Origin of the sequence: Sporosarcina sp. P18a (assembly GCF_002743135.1) — a bacterium.
Lineage (GTDB): Bacteria > Bacillota > Bacilli > Bacillales_A > Planococcaceae > Sporosarcina.
In genome coordinates this window covers 898,040-917,857 of record NZ_PDYQ01000001.1, presented here as the reverse complement: position 1 = coordinate 917,857, position 19,818 = coordinate 898,040, and the positions used below count along the sequence as shown (strand labels likewise).

Sequence of the window (19,818 nt, the reverse complement as noted above, 5' to 3'; positions counted from 1 at the left end):
TGTTCTTTTTTTAGTTTAAAGAAAAGCCTTCGAAAAGGCTAGTTAATCAATTGTATGTTTTGCTTTTATGTTACATTGGGTATTAAGAGTGTACATGGATAAGAAGGAGAGATGTTTCGTGAATAACAAAGTCTTTAGAAAAAAACCTGTGATTGTTTCCGCTTTTCGTACAGAAGAGCAAATTTTCATTGAAACATTAGAAGGTACAATGAAAGCTGAAAAGGGTGATTGGATTGTTACTGGTGTGAGGGGAGAGCAATACCCTGTAAAACCTGAAATATTTTTAGAAACTTATGAAGCAATTGATTAACTTTCAATTGCTTTTTTTATTGAATCATAAGTGAAAGAATAGGCCCATTTAGTACCTATACCGTAAAGTCCAGCGGGAGTTGTGTACGTACTTTGTATTTTGACTGCAACTATGCGCTTTTTTAATTCAACAGCTTTTTCAATTTCCCAATTACACCAGTCGCTTAAATGAGTATTCTTACCAATTAGAATCAAGAATATATTACTTTCGGTAATTTTTCTTTTAATAACACTCTTTATATAATTTGCATCCTCAGATTTTATTGATACACCGACAGATGTATCGTCAAACTTTATATCAAAGTGTCCATTATCGTTTTTGGACCATGCCACTAACAAGTTTTTGTGTCTAGTACCCTCCGTGTCACTGTGATAACTAATAAAAACTTTTTTAGCCACTCTAATTACCTCCGTTTGTTTTGTTATTTTCATAGTTTAATGCTGCCCAATTCACGTTCTCTTGTGATATTACACTCTCTACTCTTTCTACCAAGTTTATAAAAGAAGGTTCGTTACTATAAACACCAGTCTTTGTTAAATACATATACTTCTCGTGTCTTAGGGTTTCGCATATACTACGATATTCAATCCAATTTTCATGATATTTACCTAAAGTTAATATTCCTTCTATACAAGTGATTACAACACCCATCAAGCCTACTATAATCGCTAAGAATTTAACTATATCGACATATCCAACTACAAAAGGTATCGAAGCAGATATAATTATTTGTGCTATTTTCCAACGTTTATAGATTTTTTGATGAGAAATACTTTTATCGTCATACCATTTTATTTGATTGTCCAAGCGTTCTTTAACGTATTCCAATTCCTCCATATATCACAACCCTCCAATTCCTCTTTATAATTTGAGGCACTAGATGACTAAGTTTCACTGCCCAATCCACTCCAACGTCCCCAACTTCCCACGTGACACAACAAACCCATCCACCTTATGCTGAAACTCCAACTCCATCCGATAAGCAGCCACTTCATCCGTCACCAGAAAATAATCCGCAATGTCGGAGATCACCACAGGCGCTTCATACGCGTCCGCATATACATCATCAATGAATTGCCCTGGCATCAGTAGATAAGCAGCCATACGCTTCGCCTGGTTCTCGCACTTACCGATGGTGTATTGGTCTACACTTAATTGTGTTTGATGATGGGCATACAAGTGACAAAACTCTTCCGCAAGTAGCAGTTTCGTTTCAATAGCGTCCAATCCTTCTTTAATGAAGATGGTCCCGCGTCGTGCATGATCCTTCGGTATGGAGAAAGCCTTGAGATGTTTATTAATTGCTATTCCTTCTATAGAAGGGGAGTCCAAGGGCAATACTCGTATACCGTAGCGCCAACAGATGTCATACAAATCGATTTCATCTGGATATGTATATGAAAAATGGGAGAGGACCTTGTCGGCCCGTTCCTCCCAGTAGTCGGTGTGGTGTCTTAGCTGCATAGATTTCACGACCTTTATAGACTGATTAACTAAGTTTTACTGTGTGAAGTATTTTTACATTGAAAAGAAAATCCCCATATATGAGTTGTCAGTCTGTAACGAGCGGATACTTCGATATTCCGCTTACTAAATTATTTTTGTAGTCCTCTTTAATATTGTTAAAGATTACCGGATATAGTTGATATACATCTGACTCATTATAGATTCGCCACTCTTGACCGCTTGCAAGAGTCAAGAATCCTTCATAATTCAACTCTTCGAATGTCTCTCTTGCATAAAGAAAGCTTGCCACTTCCTTTAGGGATGAATTACCTTTATTGTCGATAACGTTCGTCTTTATGGAGGCTTCCACTTCGTTGACAGACGGATCTTTAAAACCTTCGTTCATAGCTTCAAACATCCAGTAGGTATGTGTAGTGACGATGGAGTTCTCGCTCCATGCAGCGGTAGCGTTATGTGATATGGTTAAAAATCCTTTATCATCAATTGCCGCTTCATCAACATGATCGTTGTTTTTAACTAATTTTTTATCTATAGGAAGATTTTTTTCAGCTTCTTTTTCCACTCGCTTCTTTTTAGCTATTTTCTTCTCTTCTTCCTCATACTCTTTCATCATTTTATCCAATTGCGCTTTATCTGCAGCTTGCTGTTCTTCCTTTTCTGCATCGACTATCTTTTGCTTCTCTACATTCTCTTCTTTAGTCACCACCGGCACTTTGGCTTGTTCCTCTTCAATAGGAGGAAGTATGGAACCTCCGATAAGCATCAACACAAATCCAATTCCGGTTACAATACCTAAGTTCTTTTTCGGCATATTCTTTTTAAATGCAATCCATAACATAATGAGACCTATAAAAAAAGCGAACGTACCAACTGTTGCTATAAGCCCACCCACAAACTCTATAAACGCCCTCATAGAACCCCCCCTAATTAGTTTGTCTCACACACACTACTTAGTGAGATACTCCTATAGTATACGTAAAAATAAACACGGTTGGTTAAACCGTGGTATTACCTGCCTTCAATCCTCCAAATCACCAAATCCATCGCCCTGTTCTTCTTCGTCCTCCAAAAACATCTTTTTCATCTTATACATCTTCAGGAGCTCTTTCACTTTCTTCTCCGGATCAGACGCTAGGTCGTGAAACATGACAGGGTGTTTTTTTAGTTCGTTAAAGAGTTGGAGTTCTTCAGCGGTTAAATTGATTTCTTCGCCGGCTACTACTACTGGATTCGCTCCGGGATTATCAGAACGCCCTAATAGGTAGTCAGTTGAAACATCATAGTAATCTGCTAATTTTTGAAGAATTGTATAATCGGGTTGTCTATTTCCCCGTTCATACGCTGTATAAGCGGGACGAGTTAAGCCTAAATAGTCAGCCACGTCTTGCTGAGTTTTTTTATGGGATTTTCTTAATGAAATAAGCCTAACACTTAGCATATTTAAACCTCCTACTCCCTTTAATATGCCAGTAACATAGTGTTACTACAATAGAGTGTAACGAAATGAAACATAATTTAATATTTAAGTTGACAATGTAACATAACGATACTATAATAAAAGTAACGAATCGCAACAAATGGAGGTGAGTAAGTTGAGAAAGTGGTTGAAAGAGTTGCGCGTTGAGAAAGGTTTGACCCAGAAGAGTGTCGCGGAACGTTCTAACATCGAACGCGCCTACTATACTATGATTGAGGCCGGCGATAGAAACCCTAGTGTGCATGTCGCGAAATCTATTGCGCTAGTTATGGGTTTTGATTGGACTATTTTTTTTGATACGGAACGTAACGAAACGAAACAAAAAGAAGTCGGATAGGAGGGAGAAAGATGTCAGAGGTGATTGTAACAAACGCAACAGAATTAAACGAGCTTATCAATGCAGCAGTAAATCGGGCGGTTGGCGAAGCTATACGCGAACGTCAACTACCAATCTTACTATCATTGCAAGAGGCTGCAGACTTGCTGGGTGTGAGTTACACAACAGTGCACCGTGCAGCAAAAATTCAAGGCTTTCCAGTTACTCATGATTTCGGTCACGCCAAGATTGTAACGGATCAGTTGTTGCAATGGATTAAGAACCGGAGTAATTACGATTTGGTTTATAACTTCGGCAGTTAGGTTTTTGGAATCTTCTATAGAGGAGGTGAGAAGTGTGTTGAAACATTACATCACTAAATATGAAGAGTCGGGAATCAGATATGCAGAAGCTTGGTTTCAAATTAGTTTACTGGGCAAGACATGGTGCTTTTCTAAAAAGAAGATTCGGATAGGAGGATGAAATATGCACGAAGTAATTAAAGCAGTTGAAGAAGCGATCATTCGCGAGGCGAGTATAAAGGCAAACGATATGAAGGGATTAGCGGATTTGGTAAACAGCTACTCAAATTTAGTGAAGGTCGCGGCTGGTACGACGACCGACATCACTTTAGTAGCTGAAGAAGTCGTACGGAGATTGGTAGAGGCGGGCAGGAGTGCCGAGGAAGCTAATGAAATAGTGAAATCCAAGAGCAAAAGCGAACTAGCGTTTATCTTGGCTTGCGATGAGATTGCAAAAGAGTCTAATCAAGATCGTCAAGATTAATTCCTTTTTCCTTTAGCAGCAAAGAGAGTTGTTCGTGATACTTCTCAATTGCTATAGAACTAGCTTCAAAAGCGAGACGGATCATAAGTTTATTGTTTTCCACACCTTCCGCTTCGTCGGGCGGCAAGTTGAACGGATTGCTATTATCTGTCTCTTTTAAAAAATCAATAACTTTATTACCGGTAAACTCGCGTAATGCTTCACTTTTGATTTTTTCGAAGTCCATGTAAATCACCTCCTCCACTGTCACTATTCGACATGGAGGAACAATATGCCTACTAAAAGGAGGAAATAGGATGAATCAATTAATGACAAGTGGTATTGAAATGACGAGTTTGGACATTGCGGAAATTGTAGGGAAAGAACACAAGCACGTAATGCGTGACATCCGGAGAGAAATCGATGAATTAGGCGAAGAAATAGGTCAGTCCATATTTGGACCGACTGAAAGAATCGATTCCTACAATAGGAAACAGCCGATTTACTCATTCGGTAAAGATGGCGCTATGCAACTAGCTTTAAAATATGATGCTATGACTAGATTCAAAGTTATCAAACGCATCGAAGAGTTGGAAGGTATCTATAAACCAATGTCACAACTAGAAATCATGCAAATGGCAGTTGGTGAACTTACATCTCAGGATAAGCGAATCACTTATTTAGAGGACAACATGCGGATCAACGGACCGCAAGAGCAAAGAATCGGAAAAAATGCTCGTGGCAAGATTGTGGAATCGTTAGGTGGTATGAAATCTACCGCCTATAAGGAAATTAGCAGAAAAGCATTTTCGCAGTTTTGGAGAGAGTTCAAAAACTACTTCGAGGTTCCGAGGTACGGCGAACTGCCGAAAGCGCAATTTGAGGATGCGCTGCAATTTATTCAGGAGTGGTCACCAGACACGGCATTACGTTTAGAAATTAAGAAACTGAACAATCAGCAACAATTGCGACTGGTGGATTGATATGAAGTGATCTAGCGAAGCGGAGGGGTTTGCTCCACTAGATTAAGAGGTTGCGTACGAAGCGTAAAACGAGGGTTATGAGTAGGTCTATTACTAGAATACAACACCTTGCAAGAGTATTAAATTCCACACTGGCTTATATGCTTCAACGGCATATATTCCAATCAGGAATATTGAGAGGGGGTGAGCCAATGGAAATCGGGAAATTTTTAAGGCAATGCCGTAAGAGTCAAGGCTTGAAACAAGAGGAGCTGGCATTCGCGCTGAACATCAACCAGTCAGATGTATCGAAAATCGAGCGGGGCGAGAAGTACCCAGCGCTAGATATCTTCCGAGATTGGACAGTACAGACGCAGACAGTCGACATGGGCATTGCCTTCCTATACGGAACGGAAGTATTGCATACATTGCCGGATATTATCAATACCGTCAGCACGATGGTAGCAGGATTTATCACACTTATTTTTTAGGAGGACACTATGAAACTAACAAATTATCGTAGAGCGGACATTGAAAGAGCGGCAGATTTAAAGAAGATGGCCATGCACCAAATCGAAGCATTGGAGTTATGTAATTGGACGGACGACATGGAAGAAGCGGTATTTCGTGCGGAGACGTTGCTAGAGATGTTTAAGCAAGTGAGAGTTATGCAACACATGAAACGCATGGACGGTAGCACGCACGCATTGGCAGAGAAGCTAATCGCGCAAGGAATCAATGCACAAGCTATACAATTTACGCACAAAAAAGCCGACTGACGGATCCAACGTCAAATCGGCAAAACTAGAATTTATGTACTTTCAGTATATCACAGAATGGGAGCTTTGGCTCCTATCAAGAAGCTCGGGTTGGTTGGTTAGCCATTGGATCATTTCCACTGCGAATTGGAAACTCGTAGACCTGGTCTTCTTGATGGGATTCACATCCATCATATAGAAGGGAGTTGATGACATGACGGATTACGGACATTTGTTATTGATCGCGTGCTTGCTTCCAGTCGTTGCATTCATGATCGGCACACTATGGGCGGACGCAGGTCACCAACTTAGAAAGGAGCGCGAAGAAGATGAAAACGTACCAGTGGGAAATCGTCTTTATGCAAGAAATCGATTCGGTCTACGTGATGACATTTGAGGACAGCGTGTTAGCCGCGGCTCAAACGTATTATGACAACTACGGCGATCACATGAAGGTCTATGCGATTCGTAAAGACGCGGAAATCATTCGTTTTGAGGAGGCGATTTGAATGGGTGAATTTGCAGACATGATGATAGGTGGCGTGCTTTGCCAGTACTGCGGTGAGTTTATAGGCAGTGAAGTCGGCTATCCGCAAACGTGCAACGACTGTTATCACGAGTTGTCCGTTGCAGAAGTCGAAGAAGAACAAAAATAAAACCCGCTGTTAGAGCAGCGAGTTCGGGATTCCATATAAAACTACTTGGCGCTATTATAGCGCGGAATCCCGAAAATCACAAGGAGGAGAACGTATTGGAGACGAAAACTGATAGAGATTTTCTTGTAAATAGAGTGAATCAAATAGGCGTGAAGTTCCCATCCAGACAACGCTTCTCATTATGTTTGAACGAAGGGAAGCTAAGCATTATTACAACCGAAAACAAATCCAAAATAAAAATTGAAAACGAAAAGTTTTTTCAAAATAGAAGTATTTTGTTCAGCGGTTCGCCCTCGGCTTTGTTGGATATAGTCGATTGTCAAAATGCAGAAGAATACATTGATCATCTACTTTACTTACGTGATAGATGGAATATAGGGCAGGAGGAAGAATGATGAAAGAAATTAAATTGATGAATCTCACATTGAAGAACTTCAAGGGGATCAAGGAATTTGAACTCAACGTAAACGGTAACGATGCAACAATCTTCGGGGATAACGAAACAGGTAAAACGTCTTTGTACGATGCATTTTTGTGGCTTTTGTTCAATAAAAACAGCCAAAACCAAACGAAGTTCTCTCTTAAAACACTGACGCCTGACGGTCAAGAAATGAACAACTTGGAACACGAAGTTGAAGCGACTTTCCTGGTAGATGGTCACCCGTTGGTATTGAAAAAAGTGCATTACGAGGATTGGACTCAAAAGAGAAACGCACTTGAAGCAACGTTTAAAGGAAACAAAAACAAATACTTCATCGATGAGGTTCCGACACCAGAAAAGAAGTACAACGAGGCAATTAAAGAATTGATTGACGAAGAGGTATTTAAGCTTTTGACTTCACCCACTTACTTCAATGAACAATTCAAGTGGGAGAAACGACGCGAAGTGCTTTTGGACATTACCGGATATTTAACTGATGAAGAAGTTATTTCTGCTAACAAAAAGTTGCAAGAATTGACCGGCATTCTGAATGGTCGAAAAATCGAGGACCACAAAAAAGTGATTGCTGCTAAAAAGAAGAAAATCAATGATGAAATTAAAAGCATTCCGACAAGAATCAGCGAGATTAATAACATGCTTTCGGAAGGGAGTATTGATGTCTCTTCTATAGAAGTAGAAATCGCAAAAGTAGAAAAAGAGATTGACGCGGCATCTACTCAAATCAACAACATCAAAAACGGTTCGGTTGTTACGAATAAAAAGAACGATTTACGACAGATTGAAATGGATCTTGAGTCCGTCAAACGTGAACTGGAATCAGAAGCGACTGACAAAGGATACCAGGTGACCGCTAAGATCCAAGAAGAGAAATCCAATCAAGCGATTATGCAGCGCAAGTTAGATGATGCTAACCATCAAATCAAAGTAGGACAAGCAGATATATTCGAGTTTGACAAGAAGCTAGTTGCATTGCGAGAGGACTTCGCAACAGAGAACGCTAAACAGTTTGAACATAAAGAAGCGTGTGAGTGTCCAACATGCGGACAAGCCTTGCCAGAAGAGCAACTGGCAGCCGCTAGAGATAAGGCGGTAGCGGAGTTTAACACCATAAAGTCCGGCAAGTTAGAGCGCATTCAAACGACAGGCAAAGCGATTGCGGCAGACAAAGAAGAAACGCTGAATCGAATCACTGATACTGAAAAAGTTGTTTCTCAACTAACAAACGACATTGCAAAGAAGGAAGAAGGAATCAACAAGCTGACAATCCAGCTGAACGAATTACGTGACGAAGTAAAGAACGCTCGGACGAATCCTAAGTACACTGACAAGGTCGCAGAGATGTCTGCTGTCCAGGAAGGAATCAAATCCCTCGAGGCGAATGCAACTGAAGCTGTTGTAGAAATTGAGAAAGAAGTAGTTTCATTAAAGGCAAAACGCTCCGAATTAAACGGACAGATCGCAAAACACGAGCAGGCGGAAGCGTCCAAGAAACGTATTTCTGAACTCGAACAACAGCAAGAACAACTCGCTAAGGAATTTGAAAAAGTCGAAAAGGAATTATTCCTGATAGAAGAATTTACTCGAATCAAAGTAGAAATGTTGGATGAAAAAATCAACAGTAAATTCAAGATTGCACGCTTTAAATTAACTCACAAACAAGTTGACGGAACGCTGGTTGACGTGTGTGAAACGACGTATAAAGGTGTTCCTTATGGTTCCGGACTTAACAATGCGGCGAAGATCAATGTCGGCTTGGATATTATCCGAACTCTATCAAATCATTACGGTTTCAGAGTCCCAATTTTCGTCGACAATGCCGAAGCAGTCACGCGGATTGCAGATACTGACTCACAGCTTATTAGTTTAGTTGTATCTGAACCTGACAAGCGATTGCGGATTGAAACGCAATCAAATGAAGAAAGCGTGGTGGCATAAATGGACTGGGAATCAATAGGTCGCATGATTGATGAGAATCAGGCGCGTTTTCCGACTATGAAATTAGAGACGAAGGACGGAAGTAAAGTTATTTTTAAATATCCTGAAAACGGAAGACAGAGCGATTCGGACCGTGCGTCTAAACACTTGAAGGTGGACGAGATATATACAGTTAAAAAAATCTCCGTCGGCGGCAGTTCATCTGCTGTCGAATTAATAGAAGTGCCAGGTATCGCTTTTAACACAGTTCAATTCACAAATATAAAGGAGGAAAAATAAATGACAAACCAACTACAAGAAACTCAACAAATGCAACCAGCAGAAAAGAAAAACGAACTGGTGACGAAGGTCGCCAACAAAGTGAAAGCAATGGTTGAAAACAATCAAATCAACATCCCTGAAAACTACTCCATTGTGAATGCGGTACAAGCGGCTTATTTCAAGCTTACAGAAGTAGATTTCAAGAAGAAAACATCCTTGATGGACAGCGCAACACCCGAAAGTGTCGCATTCTCCCTTCAAGATATGGCGATCCAGGCATTGAGTGTGGCGAAGAATCAAGGCTACTTCATCGTATATGGTGACAAAATGCAGTTTGTTCGTTCATACCACGGCACACAGGCGGTCCTAAAGCGCTTGAACGGTGTAAAGGATGTATGGGCTAACGTCATCTGGAAAGGTGAGACATTCGATGTGGAGTACAACGACAGGGGGCAATTGGCTTTCAAGTCTCACACAGTAGATTGGCAAGCGGCTACCGGAAAGAAAGAAGATATTCAAGGTGCATATTGCATCATTGAGCGTGATGATGGCGTGCAGTTCCTTACGGTTATGACGATGGCGGAAATTCAAACATCATGGTCCCAATCATCTATGCAGACAGTACAAAATAAGTACCCACAAGAGATGGCAAAACGAACAGTGATCAACCGAGCATCTAAAGCCTTTATTAACACTTCAGATGATAGTGATCTATTCATTGGAGCAATTAATCGCACGACAGAAAACGAATTTGAAGATGATAAACCTTTACGAGAAATCAATCCACAACATGAAATTGACCAAAATGCGAACAAAGAAGTATTGGATTTTGTTGAACCGACAACTGGTGAAATCATCCAACCTGTAAAAGAGGCGACTACACAGAAGTCGACACCAAAAGAACCTGAACCAGTAACAGTCACGTCAGATGGGCCGGGCTTCTAATGATTGAGATTACAACACTCGCAACAGGTAGTACGGGGAATTGCTATCACATTACAGACGGCCATTCCTCGCTCCTTCTGGAGTGTGGCATTAAATTCAGGTCGATTCAGAAGGCGCTGAACTTTAAAACTAGCAATATAGCAGGCGTATTGGTATCACACGAACACAAAGACCATTGCAAGGCAGTACAGGACGTTGCAGACCGCGGATTAGACATTTACATGTCTCAAGGCACAGCGAACGCTATCGGCATTCAACATCACCGTATACGGCCTGTTACATGCAAAGAGATATTCAGGGTCGGTACGTGGACTGTATTACCGTTTGACGTCCAGCACGATGCAGCAGAGCCATTCGGTTTCCTGTTAGCGAATCAAGACAGTGACAAGCTGTTATTCGCAACAGATACCTACTATATCAAGTACAAGTTTTCGGGTCTTACACATTTACTGATCGAGTGTAATTACTCGCAAAAGATACTACAAGAAAACGTAGAGAGCGGACTTATTCCTGAATTTCTAATGGAACGAGTTATGCAGTCGCATTTCAGTCTGGAAAATCTATTGGTCTTTTTGAAAGCTAACGATCTATCGAAGGTTCAGGAGATTCATTTACTTCACTTATCGGATTCAAACAGTAATGAAATCGAATTTAAACAAGCGGTACAGGCTGCTACTGGGAAGTTAGTGTATGTAGCTTAGAAATAACGAAAAAAGGATGTGAGGTGGTTGAGCAGTCCACAAACTGAAAATGGATTTACGAGGATAGCTAACGAGATTTTAGAGTCGGTGCAAAGATACAAATTCACTTTAAATGAAATGAAAATAGTCATGTGTGTTTGGCGGTACACTTACGGATTTCAGAGGAAATCCCATCAATTATCACTGACTTTTCTTATGAATCATACAGGGTTAGGAAGAACAAGAATAAATGATTCCCTGAAGAAGTTAGTCGAATCTAACGTGATAGTAAAAATAGAACAAGGTGGAGCGAATGCAACTAATTCTTACATGTTCAACAAGAATTATAACTCATGGAAAATAGAGAAATACACAATATTTAATAGTGTGCAAGATGATACTAGTGTGCAGAACGATACTAGTGTGCGAGTCGATACTGATACTAGTGTACAAGATGATACTAGCACTAGTGTACAGAACGATACTAGTACTAGTGTGCAAGACGATACCCAAGAAAGAAAGGTTAAAGATAACTATAAAGAAAGTATTAAAGACAACAACAAGGGGTTGCCGATGGTTGACGAATATTTCGGTGAAGTCATCAAATTTTACGAACAAAATATTGGATTGATTTCACCGTATGTTAGTCAGCAAATCGGATATCTGGTTGACGAGAGCAATTCAGAGTTAGTTCTGCTAGCTCTTAAAAAATCAGTAGAAGCTAACGCAAATAATAAATTCAAATATGCAAGAGCAATCGTCGACAGTTGGAAATCTCAAAACTTCAAGACTATTGAAGATGTAGAGAATGATGAAAAGCGTAAAGCGAATAGTAATCCATCCAGAGGAAATGTTCACTCACTCTTTGATGCTTCACCAGAAACATTGGAACGACAAAGAAGAATGGTGGAAGAGCACCAAAAGAACAAAAAGGAAATTGACTACACGGATCTACCTTACTAGGAGGGGTTAAATTGGTTAGTGCATTTGAAACGGTATTCGAGCGGCTGGGAGTTCGGAAGGTGGAAGATCTATTTTTCAAGATACACCCTGACTATGTGCAAGGTGTATCAGAAGTCCGGATGGAGAATGTTAAATGCCCTAGATGTGAGCGCAACACAAAGCAAGCGTGGGTGTATTGCTATAACGGAGATTGGTTGCAAGAGAATGTCTGGCCAATTTGCCATGACTGCGAAAAACTAGCTCACGCAAAAGACGTAGGAGCTCAGTTGATTCAGAAGCGCCAAGACGTAGTGGATGGTGATTGGTACTACATCGATGCAGATGACAAGGCAGGATTCAAGAACTTTGAAGGCGTGACACCAGAAGCGACGGCAGCTAAGGAAAAGGCAACAGCCTATGTAAAGGAACTTTTAGAGGGGCAGACGAAGAACCTACGCTTGTCTGGAACTCCGGGAACAGGTAAGACCCATCTTTCTAAAGCGATTGCGCGAACGCTCAAGCATCAAGGTCAGAAAGTGGCCTTTATCGAATCCAAGAAGTTGTTCAACAAGCTAAAGAGCATGTTTGGCAATCAGGTAGCACAAGAACGTTTTGAAAAGCAGTTTTCGGAATTCGACGTAGTGATTATTGATGATGTGGGAGTCGAAACAAGAAAGGCTGATGAATTATCTTGGTCGAGTGGTGAATGGGTCAGCCTGATTGATTTACGAAAAGGTAAGTCGACGGTGTACACAACCAACTTCGACAAAGAATCATTAAAAAAAGTAATTGGCGCCCGATCTGTTTCTCGGATGAGTGAAAACGCAGAAGTGATAGAAATCTTCACACCAGATCATGACTATCGAGATGAACTATTTTACTAGGAGGATGCAAAATGAAATGGACAAACAACAGCGGGATCTACACGGTTCCGCTTCCAGATAAAGTGGACTGGCAGAAGATCAAGTGCGAAATGGATGCTTTGGAAATCAAGTTGCAACAGGCAGAGGCGACTATGGCTATGAGGAAGGGGATGACGGCATGAAAAAGGATGACATCCAATTCCTGAAAGAGTTGCAGGAGGAATTGAACACGCAAGATACAGTCTGCCAAGCTTCACCACGCTACTGGGTAATCATGAATTACAGAAGGGTTCCAGGCCATGAAGATTATAACGATGGCGAAGATCAGTATTTCCATAACGATGGCGACTATACAGAATTCAATACTTTCAAAGACTTGAAAGAGTTTTTAGAAGAATATTACGAAGAAGTCGTAGAAGAGGACATTGAACTCCAAGAGATTTTGAATAGCCATGACGATCAAAATGATAATTTGTACGAACTATGGGAATACGTTCAAGATAACCTGAATGAAAATGGACACTTCAACAAAGTGTTCATGACGGAAGAAGAGTTCATTGTACCAAATACTATGTTTTTGACTATTGCAGAAGCGAAAAAACACCTTGAACTCAATCATTACCATTACTCTTCTAAAGCTCACGTCTATGCAATGACTGCGTGGAGAGCGCCTAAGGTTGAAAGGTTGTGGAATATTTTAAGTGAATTCCAATGGGACAAGGTGCAAATGACAGAAGAAGGTGAAAGTGAATGATAAATCGCGTCGTTTTAGTTGGACGTCTCACAAAAGATCCTGAACTCAAAGTTTTGCAATCTGGTATACACGTTTGCCGTTTCACTCTCGCAGTCAATCGCCCCTTCAAATCTGAAGGTGGAGAGCAACAGGCGGACTTTATCCAATGCGTGGCATGGAGAAAACAGGCGGAGAACGTAGCGAACTACTTGAAGAAAGGTAGTCTCGCAGGAGTAGACGGCCGTATCACCACTGGTAGTTTCGAGGAACAAGATGGCAAGCGTGTATTCACAGTCGAAGTTACAGCAGACAGTACACAATTCCTGGAACCGAAATCGAACCGTTCGGAACAACCGAATACCTCACAGAATGCTCCACAACAGTCAAATCGACAAGGACATACAAATAACTCAATTGAACTATCAGACAGGGCAAGGTAGTTACGGTGGACAAGCACAGGAGTATGATGTGCCGTCTTACGGCTCAGATGACGATTTGCCGTTTTGAGACTATGAAACTTTGAAAGGGTGATAGTCATGACAACAGAAGCAGCGCGTTACGTATCAAATGAAATTGAATGCCGGATCTGCGGTTGCAAGGAAACGGTACAAAAACACAGTTATTGCAGTACCAGTCGTTTATGCATAAAGTGTGCGAATCGAGAATTTAACGGATGGCTAAAAGAGGGGGAAAAGTAAATTGAAATCAGAAGAAATACTCATGGAAGTAGTCAATCAGGATGTAAAAAACGAACGTCATAGACAAAACGGGAAGTGGGGAATTCAGCGCCATGAATATGGCTACTGGCTGGCGATTCTAGGCGAAGAGTTTGGAGAGGTATGCCAGGCAATTCAGCAAGGTAGTGTCGCAAGCAAAGAGACGGATGCGGATGACTTGTACACGGAATTGATCCATGTGGCTGCAGTTGCTTCTGCTATTGCAGAGCAAGTTATGGAGGAAAGAGGGAGTGGTCGGAATGGTAATGACAATGTTCAAGGTCGATCACAAGAAAAAGCTGTACATCCACGGTGACTTAAATGCTCGCGAGATCAGAGAGCTGAAAAGAGAGGGTTGGCGCGTTGATGTTAAAGCCAAGCCCTCCACACCTAGCAAGGCGGTAAACAAAAACGGCATAACACGGGAAGGAGATACATCATGTCAAAGTGTAAACGATGCAACAAGCCGCTCAAAACGTCGGAAAGCATCCAAGTCGGGTTCGGTCCGGTCTGCAAAAGGAAACACGACGAGGCGGAAGCGGAGTTCTTGAAACGGCAGATTACGTTGGACGAGGAAATCGAGTATCAGTTGAAGGTGGCGAGATGATGGCGAAAAGTAGAACTCATGCAAATCGCGGCATGCAACTGGAAAAGTTAATTGATGCAACGAATAAAATCTACCGAACAACAGGCTTTGCTGATGTAAAGAAAGTACCTACGCCCGTAAGGATAACTAGCAATAATGGTGGTCGTATTAACGGCATGGTAGTTAAAGGTGATCTAGTCGATTTTGTTGGTGTATGCCGAGGTAGAGCAGTCATTTTTGATGCCAAACAAACATCGACACGAACTAGCTTTTCCCTGTCCAACATAGCAGCTCACCAGTATGAAACATTGATGTCCTGGTGGAAGCAAGGCGCTCACACGTTCATCCTCCTGTATTTTTCTGAACGAGGTGAACACTACATGTTGGAGATGCCGACACTTAGCACGTATTGGCAGGGCGCACAGCGAGGCGGCAGGAAGTCCATTCCTTACGATGTGATTGCTAGTCAATGTGAACCGTTACGAGCCGAAGAGGGCTACCCACTGCATTATTTGAAGGTGTTGGAATGAGGGGATGACGATTGCAGGGCTGATCATCGGGTTGGCTTGGACGTTTAGCGTAATCTTTGCGCATCGTATGGGATTTGTAAGGGGATGGGACAAGGGTCACGAAGACACGAAAAATGCTACTTACAAAGTGATAGAAAACTGTAAAAGAAAAATAGAAGAGCAAGCGAGGAAAAAGGAATGACAGAAGTGTATCTAGCAGGCGGTTTGATCTTTATTACCGCGTATGTATTTGGATTTATCAGAGGGAAGCAGTAGACGCAAAATATGTATCAGGAGGTCAATAAATGATTTCTAGAATCTTAAGAGAGAAATAAAAAGAGCAGCTTCATTAGGCTCCTCTTTAAATATTATTTAACTTTATTTAATTGGAGGGAATTGAGTGAAAAACAAGCTAAAGAAGATGTTTATTACGGATATACGTCCGGTTTATATGATTGGAGTCTCTATTGCGGGTTGGTTTACTGCAGCTATGTATGGTTTTGCTTGCATGATCAAGGAGTTGTGGGTTGTTTTTCATCAATTCGGTGGAAAATTGAACATTAAAATATTTTCTTTTACTTGGCTACCGCTACAACTTTAGATAAAGGAGAGTGGTAGCCGCGTATGTATTTTTTAGTTATTCATTTTTGAAATCTTCGACCATTTTCTTAACAGTACGTTTAAGTTTCTCGAGCAAATATTTAGCTATGAATTTGATGTAATTAAATTTAAAACCAATAAAAAAAACGTAAAAGTCTAGATGTTCAATGATAATCAACATAAACGTATCACTTCCTGAGTAATACGCGGATATATAGTTTAACAAGTAATCGTGATTTTGTATAGAGAAAGGAGCGATGAGTTATGAAAGAAGCGTGGGTGCTGCAACTAAAGCCAGAAATGGCGATAGAGGAATACGAAGGCGAAGTTATGTATTTAAGTCATCGTGAACCAGTAGATCATCTGACTGATGACTTACAAAGAGCGACGAGATATAAGGATAAGCAAACGCAAATTGATTTGTTTAAGAGGCACGAAGAATTTATGCGTGATAAATATGGTGAAAACCCTATTTGTAATTTTGGATGGACAAACATCAACAAGAATTTCGACTTTGTTGAAGTAGAAATTGCAGAAGTAGATTAATGCACATTCCGAAGAAAATATACACCAAGGAGTACAACATGGAATCGACTATCAATCCAATCTACGAAATCAACAGACTGGCAGATCAACTACCGCTGCCAGTAGTGCAAGACTTACACCAACGCATAGCGGACTGGCTGTCATCTGGCGGTAACTATGATGATCCGTACATGTTTCAGCAGTTGCGGTATGCGCAGAGGGTAGCGAAGGAGGGAGTCAAATGATCAGCGCAAGAAATGAACCGACAATCTTAATTCTGGATGACATTGAAATCAAGTGGACATGGAAAGAAAGTGAGTTACTTCATTTTCGGGAAATGTGGAGTGATGGTGTGCCGATTAATGACTTGGCTAGGGAGCTGAAAACGAATAAGCGAAGCGTTGCATTGCTCGTTATGGATCAGGAGATGAAGGATGAGATTGAGCAGCGGAAATTTGGGTTGTATGGGAATTGAGGAGGAAGAGTAATGGAAAAACAAAAAAAAAAGTTAGTGAGCGGTCAAAAGGTTTTCAATAACATGACCAGCAAAATGAGTGAAGAAGATCACGCAAAAACCAAAGCGTAGTTCTGGATGTTTATGCTAAACGACGGTGAACGGCCAACAAAGTAGCTGAAACCAAATACAAAGGGAACAAAGGTTAATTTTGATTATATCCAAGGGCAAGAAGAATACAATCGAGGTCTTTTGGAACTAGAAGTTTACTTGCATGAAATCAATACGCAGTTCGGACTGGATTATAAAATTAATAAGAAATAAAAAAAGACAGGATCTCTCCCGTCATGGCTGACATTATTGTATCACATGGAGGGGTCCTGGTGAATATGGAAAATTTGTCGATTGATGGGCAAGGTAGGTTAGAAATTGATATAATGGCATTACCAATGAACTGTGTTGTGGTGATTTCGGAGGGTGTTGCTAAGTTACGAGAATTACCAGAGCATGGTGAGTATAAGATTGTTACGCATCAAGGTAAAGTCAGACGGATGCGGAGGGAAGAGGGAGAAGAGTTTTGATTGGCAAACTGATAAAGGAAGTAATACTATATTTGTCGGCCTTATTTATCTTGTTTATAGTATTTTTGCTAATAGGAAGATTTTTAGGCGGACCAAAGTGGGTTTCTGAGCTATTTGCTTATGTTTTAATTATTTCTACTTTTACCTATCTTTTAAAAATGGTTTATCAACTGTTGAGTAAAAAAACAAAATATAATAAAAAATTATCTTTATATAGTTGGTTGGATGATTTAAGTGACTTTGATGAACTACTAGTTTATTCATTGAAAAGACAGCCTACAAGTTATGGTACTTTGAAAAACCTTGACAACGTGAAAGGAATGTTAGTTAAGCAAACTCTAAACGATAAATCAACCTTAAAAATGTATAGAATATTTTACAGTCAAAAATTAAAAGAATCAGGAGAAGAATTGTATCTAAGAACTATTATGATAATAATTATACCAGCAGTAATAGCGTTGTTTGGTCAGAAATTCTTTGAAATAAACTCTTTGGAAGTATTAACATTTGCAACCATTACTATTTTGCTTTTAGCATTTATTAGCATGAAGTTAAGTTTACACAAAAAAAGAAATGGCATTTTAGTAGACCTGATTGATTTATGCATTCAGGAAATAGAGGATGAGGAAAAACAAAAAATATGAACAAGAACAAAGTAACACTAATAATTGGTAAAGGAAATACCAGAGAGTTTTGATAGGTAAATTCATAAGTTAGTCCCCCTGGCCAACCAGAGGACAACATTTGATTGCAGCATTGCGCTGCGTCATTTGTTGTCCTCTTTTTTTATTTCAGAAAAGGAGTGGTTGATTTGACGAATAACACATCCAGATTTTCGGATTTAAGTGAACGCTTTGGGAAATTTGTTAGGCAAGCCGTCAATGCATTTGTCCAGTGGGCGAATGAGGTATGGCGTCGTTTCAAGTGCCTGGTGAGATTAAAAGTAGATGCTAGCACGCGATTTATCAAAGACTACGAAAAGAACGTAGCAAGACACAAACACAATCAATATACGAGATCCACGTGGAGAGTGGATTGGAATACACGAAAAGGCAATCAATGGATGAATCACAAGCCGGTCTTTGCGGTTCGGAAAATACTGCGTTGAGGGGTGAAGGGATGAAAAGCATACAAGAGCAGCTTATTGAAAAAGGACTCGTACAGCCTGTTAAACGAGAGATAGAGAAAAAGGATACTAGGACAAGCAAGAAGCGGTATGAGCGATTGAGTGAGCGGGATTTGCGGGAATTGATGGGCGAAAACATGCCGACATACGGACGAGCGCGAGGCGGAGCATACAGACAACGATAAGAGGAGGATTTCACATGCTGGATTGGGCGGATCAGTTGATACAAGAGTACACAGATGGCAGACAACAATTACGAAAAAAAGCGGATCAACTAGACAGAAAGAATCCGCTAGATATGCAAGATTTGAAGCAATTCAATTCTATGATTGAATCCATGTCATACTCTTTAGAATGGATGGAGACAGGACGCCAACCAGGGACTTATCGTGGAGCGGAAGAGAGTAATGTCTATCAAAAAAGATCCTATGAAAATATGGATTGGTTACCTGATTTGGAAGCGCAGTTACGTGAAGAAAACGATATAAACAAAAAGCATTTATTTATGACCAGAGAAGAGAAGATAATCCTTGCCGACATCCTTTCCTCTTTCTCTCTACGGGAGCGTCAGTGCTATTTATTGCATAAAGGGCAAAAGAAAAGCATGAGTGATATTGCGGAAGGTTTAGGAGTCAGTAAAAGCATGGTGCAACAGTCCATACGTCGTGCTAAAAAGAAGATTTCAGACCGCATTCAAAAAGATTCATGATATACGCCATGATATACGAACATGCCATATATGAGGGGAACCATTAAAGGAGGGGTGCTTTCGTACGATGAATTGCATCCCAACAGCCCCATACATAACGAGTATTAAAATAGAGGATATTCACCTTCTTTGGCGAATATTGTCAGTGGGAGGTGAGTTGAATGTCAGAAATGAAGCAATTACCACGCGAGCATACTATTGCGTTGGTTCAAGAGTTAACTGATTCGCATGCACACTTTGCTCAAGAGGCCGAAGATGCTGTTTCTAAGCAAATGGAACTGCGCGAGCGTAGGAACGTACTAGAGAGCGCGAAAAGCAAAACCGATTCAGGTATGGCGCAAACTATTATAGAATCTATGGTTAATGAATTGGAATCAGAGATCGAAAAAGAAAAAGAACGACAACGTTTAAGTGAAAATAACAGAGGATATTATTCAGAAATAAAGAAGGCTGTTGAAGAAGCGCTGAAGGAATTTTGACTTAAAGCATCTCTGCGGAGG

General features: G+C 40.6%; 38 protein-coding genes and 1 pseudogene. 33 read left to right on the top strand and 6 right to left on the bottom strand.

Features of this window, described 5'->3' with window-relative positions:
* The first annotated feature begins 118 nt into the window (after nucleotides 1–118).
* Nucleotides 119–310 carry a hypothetical protein gene (locus tag CSV75_RS04675; RefSeq protein ID WP_199171298.1) on the top strand — a complete coding sequence of 64 codons (192 nt, stop codon included), beginning with the start codon at nucleotides 119–121 and terminating at the stop codon, nucleotides 308–310.
* Here CSV75_RS04675 and CSV75_RS04670 read toward each other — a convergent pair.
* The 5 genes from CSV75_RS04670 to CSV75_RS16625 form a co-directional block, all read right to left on the bottom strand.
* A complete protein-coding gene (locus CSV75_RS04670) occupies nucleotides 307–708 on the bottom strand; it encodes a TIR domain-containing protein (protein ID WP_099674947.1) in 402 nt (133 codons plus the stop codon). The genes CSV75_RS04675 and CSV75_RS04670 overlap by 4 nt on opposite strands.
* 1 nt (nucleotide 709) lies before the next feature.
* Entirely contained in the window at nucleotides 710–1,147 is a 438-nt protein-coding gene (locus CSV75_RS04665) for a DUF4231 domain-containing protein (RefSeq protein ID WP_099674946.1), read from the bottom strand.
* Nucleotides 1,148–1,201: 54 nt separating this feature from the next.
* Complete coding sequence (locus tag CSV75_RS04660; RefSeq protein WP_099674945.1) at nucleotides 1,202–1,774, bottom strand: ImmA/IrrE family metallo-endopeptidase; 573 nt, start codon at nucleotides 1,772–1,774, stop codon at nucleotides 1,202–1,204.
* A gap of 88 nt (nucleotides 1,775–1,862) precedes the next feature.
* Nucleotides 1,863–2,690, bottom strand: a complete 828-nt coding sequence (locus CSV75_RS04655) for a hypothetical protein (protein WP_099674944.1) — start codon at nucleotides 2,688–2,690, stop codon at nucleotides 1,863–1,865.
* A 105-nt stretch (nucleotides 2,691–2,795) separates the two neighbouring features.
* Nucleotides 2,796–3,215, bottom strand: a complete 420-nt coding sequence (locus CSV75_RS16625; RefSeq protein ID WP_099674943.1) for a helix-turn-helix domain-containing protein — start codon at nucleotides 3,213–3,215, stop codon at nucleotides 2,796–2,798.
* A gap of 154 nt (nucleotides 3,216–3,369) precedes the next feature.
* On the opposite strand from CSV75_RS16625, the gene CSV75_RS04645 reads away from it, so the two are divergent.
* From CSV75_RS04645 to CSV75_RS04635, 3 genes are all read left to right on the top strand, one after another.
* Entirely contained in the window at nucleotides 3,370–3,591 is a 222-nt protein-coding gene (locus CSV75_RS04645; RefSeq protein WP_099674942.1) for a helix-turn-helix transcriptional regulator, read from the top strand.
* Between the two features lie 11 nt (nucleotides 3,592–3,602).
* Nucleotides 3,603–3,893, top strand: coding sequence for a helix-turn-helix domain-containing protein (locus CSV75_RS04640; RefSeq protein WP_099674941.1), 291 nt, complete (start codon nucleotides 3,603–3,605; stop codon nucleotides 3,891–3,893).
* A 163-nt stretch (nucleotides 3,894–4,056) separates the two neighbouring features.
* Nucleotides 4,057–4,356 (top strand): hypothetical protein, encoded by a 300-nt coding sequence (locus CSV75_RS04635; protein ID WP_099674940.1) that lies wholly within the window; start codon nucleotides 4,057–4,059, stop codon nucleotides 4,354–4,356.
* On the opposite strand, the gene CSV75_RS04630 is transcribed toward CSV75_RS04635, so the two are convergent.
* Entirely contained in the window at nucleotides 4,334–4,582 is a 249-nt protein-coding gene (locus CSV75_RS04630) for a hypothetical protein (RefSeq protein ID WP_099674939.1), read from the bottom strand. The genes CSV75_RS04635 and CSV75_RS04630 overlap by 23 nt on opposite strands.
* A 70-nt stretch (nucleotides 4,583–4,652) precedes the next feature.
* On the opposite strand from CSV75_RS04630, the gene CSV75_RS04625 reads away from it, so the two are divergent.
* The 29 genes and pseudogenes from CSV75_RS04625 (at nucleotide 4,653) to CSV75_RS04500 (ending at nucleotide 19,797) form a co-directional block, all read left to right on the top strand.
* Nucleotides 4,653–5,318, top strand: coding sequence for a Rha family transcriptional regulator (locus tag CSV75_RS04625; protein WP_099674938.1), 666 nt, complete (start codon nucleotides 4,653–4,655; stop codon nucleotides 5,316–5,318).
* A 191-nt stretch (nucleotides 5,319–5,509) separates the two neighbouring features.
* Nucleotides 5,510–5,788 (top strand): helix-turn-helix domain-containing protein, encoded by a 279-nt coding sequence (locus CSV75_RS04620; protein WP_158231598.1) that lies wholly within the window; start codon nucleotides 5,510–5,512, stop codon nucleotides 5,786–5,788.
* A gap of 9 nt (nucleotides 5,789–5,797) precedes the next feature.
* Nucleotides 5,798–6,076 (top strand): hypothetical protein, encoded by a 279-nt coding sequence (locus tag CSV75_RS04615; protein WP_099674936.1) that lies wholly within the window; start codon nucleotides 5,798–5,800, stop codon nucleotides 6,074–6,076.
* A gap of 308 nt (nucleotides 6,077–6,384) precedes the next feature.
* On the top strand, nucleotides 6,385–6,564 hold the full coding sequence (locus CSV75_RS04610) for a hypothetical protein (RefSeq protein ID WP_099674935.1): 180 nt from the start codon (nucleotides 6,385–6,387) through the stop codon (nucleotides 6,562–6,564).
* Complete coding sequence (locus tag CSV75_RS16420) at nucleotides 6,565–6,711, top strand: hypothetical protein (RefSeq protein WP_199171297.1); 147 nt, start codon at nucleotides 6,565–6,567, stop codon at nucleotides 6,709–6,711. It begins immediately after the preceding gene.
* Nucleotides 6,712–6,806: 95 nt separating this feature from the next.
* Nucleotides 6,807–7,106: a hypothetical protein gene (locus CSV75_RS04605; protein ID WP_099674934.1), complete on the top strand. Its 300-nt coding sequence runs from the start codon at nucleotides 6,807–6,809 to the stop codon at nucleotides 7,104–7,106.
* Nucleotides 7,106–9,088, top strand: a complete 1,983-nt coding sequence (locus CSV75_RS04600; protein ID WP_099674933.1) for an AAA family ATPase — start codon at nucleotides 7,106–7,108, stop codon at nucleotides 9,086–9,088. Before CSV75_RS04605 ends, CSV75_RS04600 begins: the two co-directional genes overlap by 1 nt.
* Nucleotides 9,089–9,367, top strand: coding sequence for a hypothetical protein (locus CSV75_RS04595; protein ID WP_099674932.1), 279 nt, complete (start codon nucleotides 9,089–9,091; stop codon nucleotides 9,365–9,367).
* On the top strand, nucleotides 9,368–10,294 hold the full coding sequence (locus tag CSV75_RS04590; RefSeq protein WP_099674931.1) for a RecT family recombinase: 927 nt from the start codon (nucleotides 9,368–9,370) through the stop codon (nucleotides 10,292–10,294).
* Nucleotides 10,294–10,995: an MBL fold metallo-hydrolase gene (locus tag CSV75_RS04585; protein WP_099674930.1), complete on the top strand. Its 702-nt coding sequence runs from the start codon at nucleotides 10,294–10,296 to the stop codon at nucleotides 10,993–10,995. Before CSV75_RS04590 ends, CSV75_RS04585 begins: the two co-directional genes overlap by 1 nt.
* 27 nt (nucleotides 10,996–11,022) lie before the next feature.
* A complete protein-coding gene (locus CSV75_RS04580; protein WP_158231596.1) occupies nucleotides 11,023–11,937 on the top strand; it encodes a replication protein in 915 nt (304 codons plus the stop codon).
* 11 nt (nucleotides 11,938–11,948) lie between these two features.
* The gene (locus tag CSV75_RS04575) at nucleotides 11,949–12,800 is read left to right on the top strand and encodes an ATP-binding protein (RefSeq protein ID WP_099674928.1); all 852 of its coding nucleotides are present in this window, start codon (nucleotides 11,949–11,951) and stop codon (nucleotides 12,798–12,800) included.
* An 11-nt stretch (nucleotides 12,801–12,811) separates the two neighbouring features.
* On the top strand, nucleotides 12,812–12,961 hold the full coding sequence (locus CSV75_RS04570; RefSeq protein ID WP_099674927.1) for a pilus assembly protein PilO: 150 nt from the start codon (nucleotides 12,812–12,814) through the stop codon (nucleotides 12,959–12,961).
* Complete coding sequence (locus CSV75_RS04565) at nucleotides 12,958–13,533, top strand: hypothetical protein (protein ID WP_099674926.1); 576 nt, start codon at nucleotides 12,958–12,960, stop codon at nucleotides 13,531–13,533. Before CSV75_RS04570 ends, CSV75_RS04565 begins: the two co-directional genes overlap by 4 nt.
* A pseudogene (gene ssb, locus CSV75_RS04560) lies at nucleotides 13,530–14,019 on the top strand (single-stranded DNA-binding protein). The gene CSV75_RS04565 and the pseudogene ssb overlap by 4 nt, the downstream one beginning before the upstream one ends.
* Before the next feature lie 192 nt (nucleotides 14,020–14,211).
* Nucleotides 14,212–14,544 carry a MazG-like family protein gene (locus tag CSV75_RS04555; protein WP_199171326.1) on the top strand — a complete coding sequence of 111 codons (333 nt, stop codon included), beginning with the start codon at nucleotides 14,212–14,214 and terminating at the stop codon, nucleotides 14,542–14,544.
* Between the two features lie 123 nt (nucleotides 14,545–14,667).
* Nucleotides 14,668–14,835, top strand: coding sequence for a DUF6011 domain-containing protein (locus CSV75_RS16550; RefSeq protein ID WP_199083904.1), 168 nt, complete (start codon nucleotides 14,668–14,670; stop codon nucleotides 14,833–14,835).
* Nucleotides 14,835–15,344, top strand: coding sequence for a Holliday junction resolvase RecU (locus CSV75_RS04550; RefSeq protein ID WP_233191588.1), 510 nt, complete (start codon nucleotides 14,835–14,837; stop codon nucleotides 15,342–15,344). Before CSV75_RS16550 ends, CSV75_RS04550 begins: the two co-directional genes overlap by 1 nt.
* Before the next feature lie 4 nt (nucleotides 15,345–15,348).
* The gene (locus CSV75_RS16240; RefSeq protein ID WP_158231594.1) at nucleotides 15,349–15,525 is read left to right on the top strand and encodes a hypothetical protein; all 177 of its coding nucleotides are present in this window, start codon (nucleotides 15,349–15,351) and stop codon (nucleotides 15,523–15,525) included.
* 198 nt (nucleotides 15,526–15,723) lie between these two features.
* Complete coding sequence (locus tag CSV75_RS04545) at nucleotides 15,724–15,924, top strand: hypothetical protein (RefSeq protein WP_099674923.1); 201 nt, start codon at nucleotides 15,724–15,726, stop codon at nucleotides 15,922–15,924.
* A 263-nt stretch (nucleotides 15,925–16,187) separates the two neighbouring features.
* Nucleotides 16,188–16,469, top strand: coding sequence for a hypothetical protein (locus tag CSV75_RS04540; RefSeq protein WP_099674922.1), 282 nt, complete (start codon nucleotides 16,188–16,190; stop codon nucleotides 16,467–16,469).
* Between the two features lie 38 nt (nucleotides 16,470–16,507).
* A complete protein-coding gene (locus tag CSV75_RS04535; protein ID WP_099675336.1) occupies nucleotides 16,508–16,693 on the top strand; it encodes a DUF6877 family protein in 186 nt (61 codons plus the stop codon).
* The gene (locus CSV75_RS04530; RefSeq protein WP_099674921.1) at nucleotides 16,690–16,923 is read left to right on the top strand and encodes a hypothetical protein; all 234 of its coding nucleotides are present in this window, start codon (nucleotides 16,690–16,692) and stop codon (nucleotides 16,921–16,923) included. Before CSV75_RS04535 ends, CSV75_RS04530 begins: the two co-directional genes overlap by 4 nt.
* A 368-nt stretch (nucleotides 16,924–17,291) precedes the next feature.
* Nucleotides 17,292–17,483, top strand: a complete 192-nt coding sequence (locus CSV75_RS04525) for an XtrA/YqaO family protein (RefSeq protein ID WP_369825352.1) — start codon at nucleotides 17,292–17,294, stop codon at nucleotides 17,481–17,483.
* Complete coding sequence (locus CSV75_RS04520; protein ID WP_099674919.1) at nucleotides 17,480–18,127, top strand: hypothetical protein; 648 nt, start codon at nucleotides 17,480–17,482, stop codon at nucleotides 18,125–18,127. Before CSV75_RS04525 ends, CSV75_RS04520 begins: the two co-directional genes overlap by 4 nt.
* Before the next feature lie 167 nt (nucleotides 18,128–18,294).
* A complete protein-coding gene (locus CSV75_RS04515; RefSeq protein WP_099674918.1) occupies nucleotides 18,295–18,591 on the top strand; it encodes a hypothetical protein in 297 nt (98 codons plus the stop codon).
* 11 nt (nucleotides 18,592–18,602) lie between these two features.
* Nucleotides 18,603–18,794, top strand: coding sequence for a hypothetical protein (locus CSV75_RS04510; protein WP_099674917.1), 192 nt, complete (start codon nucleotides 18,603–18,605; stop codon nucleotides 18,792–18,794).
* Nucleotides 18,795–18,808: 14 nt separating this feature from the next.
* Nucleotides 18,809–19,318: a sigma factor-like helix-turn-helix DNA-binding protein gene (locus CSV75_RS04505; protein WP_099674916.1), complete on the top strand. Its 510-nt coding sequence runs from the start codon at nucleotides 18,809–18,811 to the stop codon at nucleotides 19,316–19,318.
* Nucleotides 19,319–19,479: 161 nt separating this feature from the next.
* The gene (locus tag CSV75_RS04500) at nucleotides 19,480–19,797 is read left to right on the top strand and encodes a hypothetical protein (protein ID WP_099674915.1); all 318 of its coding nucleotides are present in this window, start codon (nucleotides 19,480–19,482) and stop codon (nucleotides 19,795–19,797) included.
* Nucleotides 19,798–19,818 lie beyond the last annotated feature (21 nt).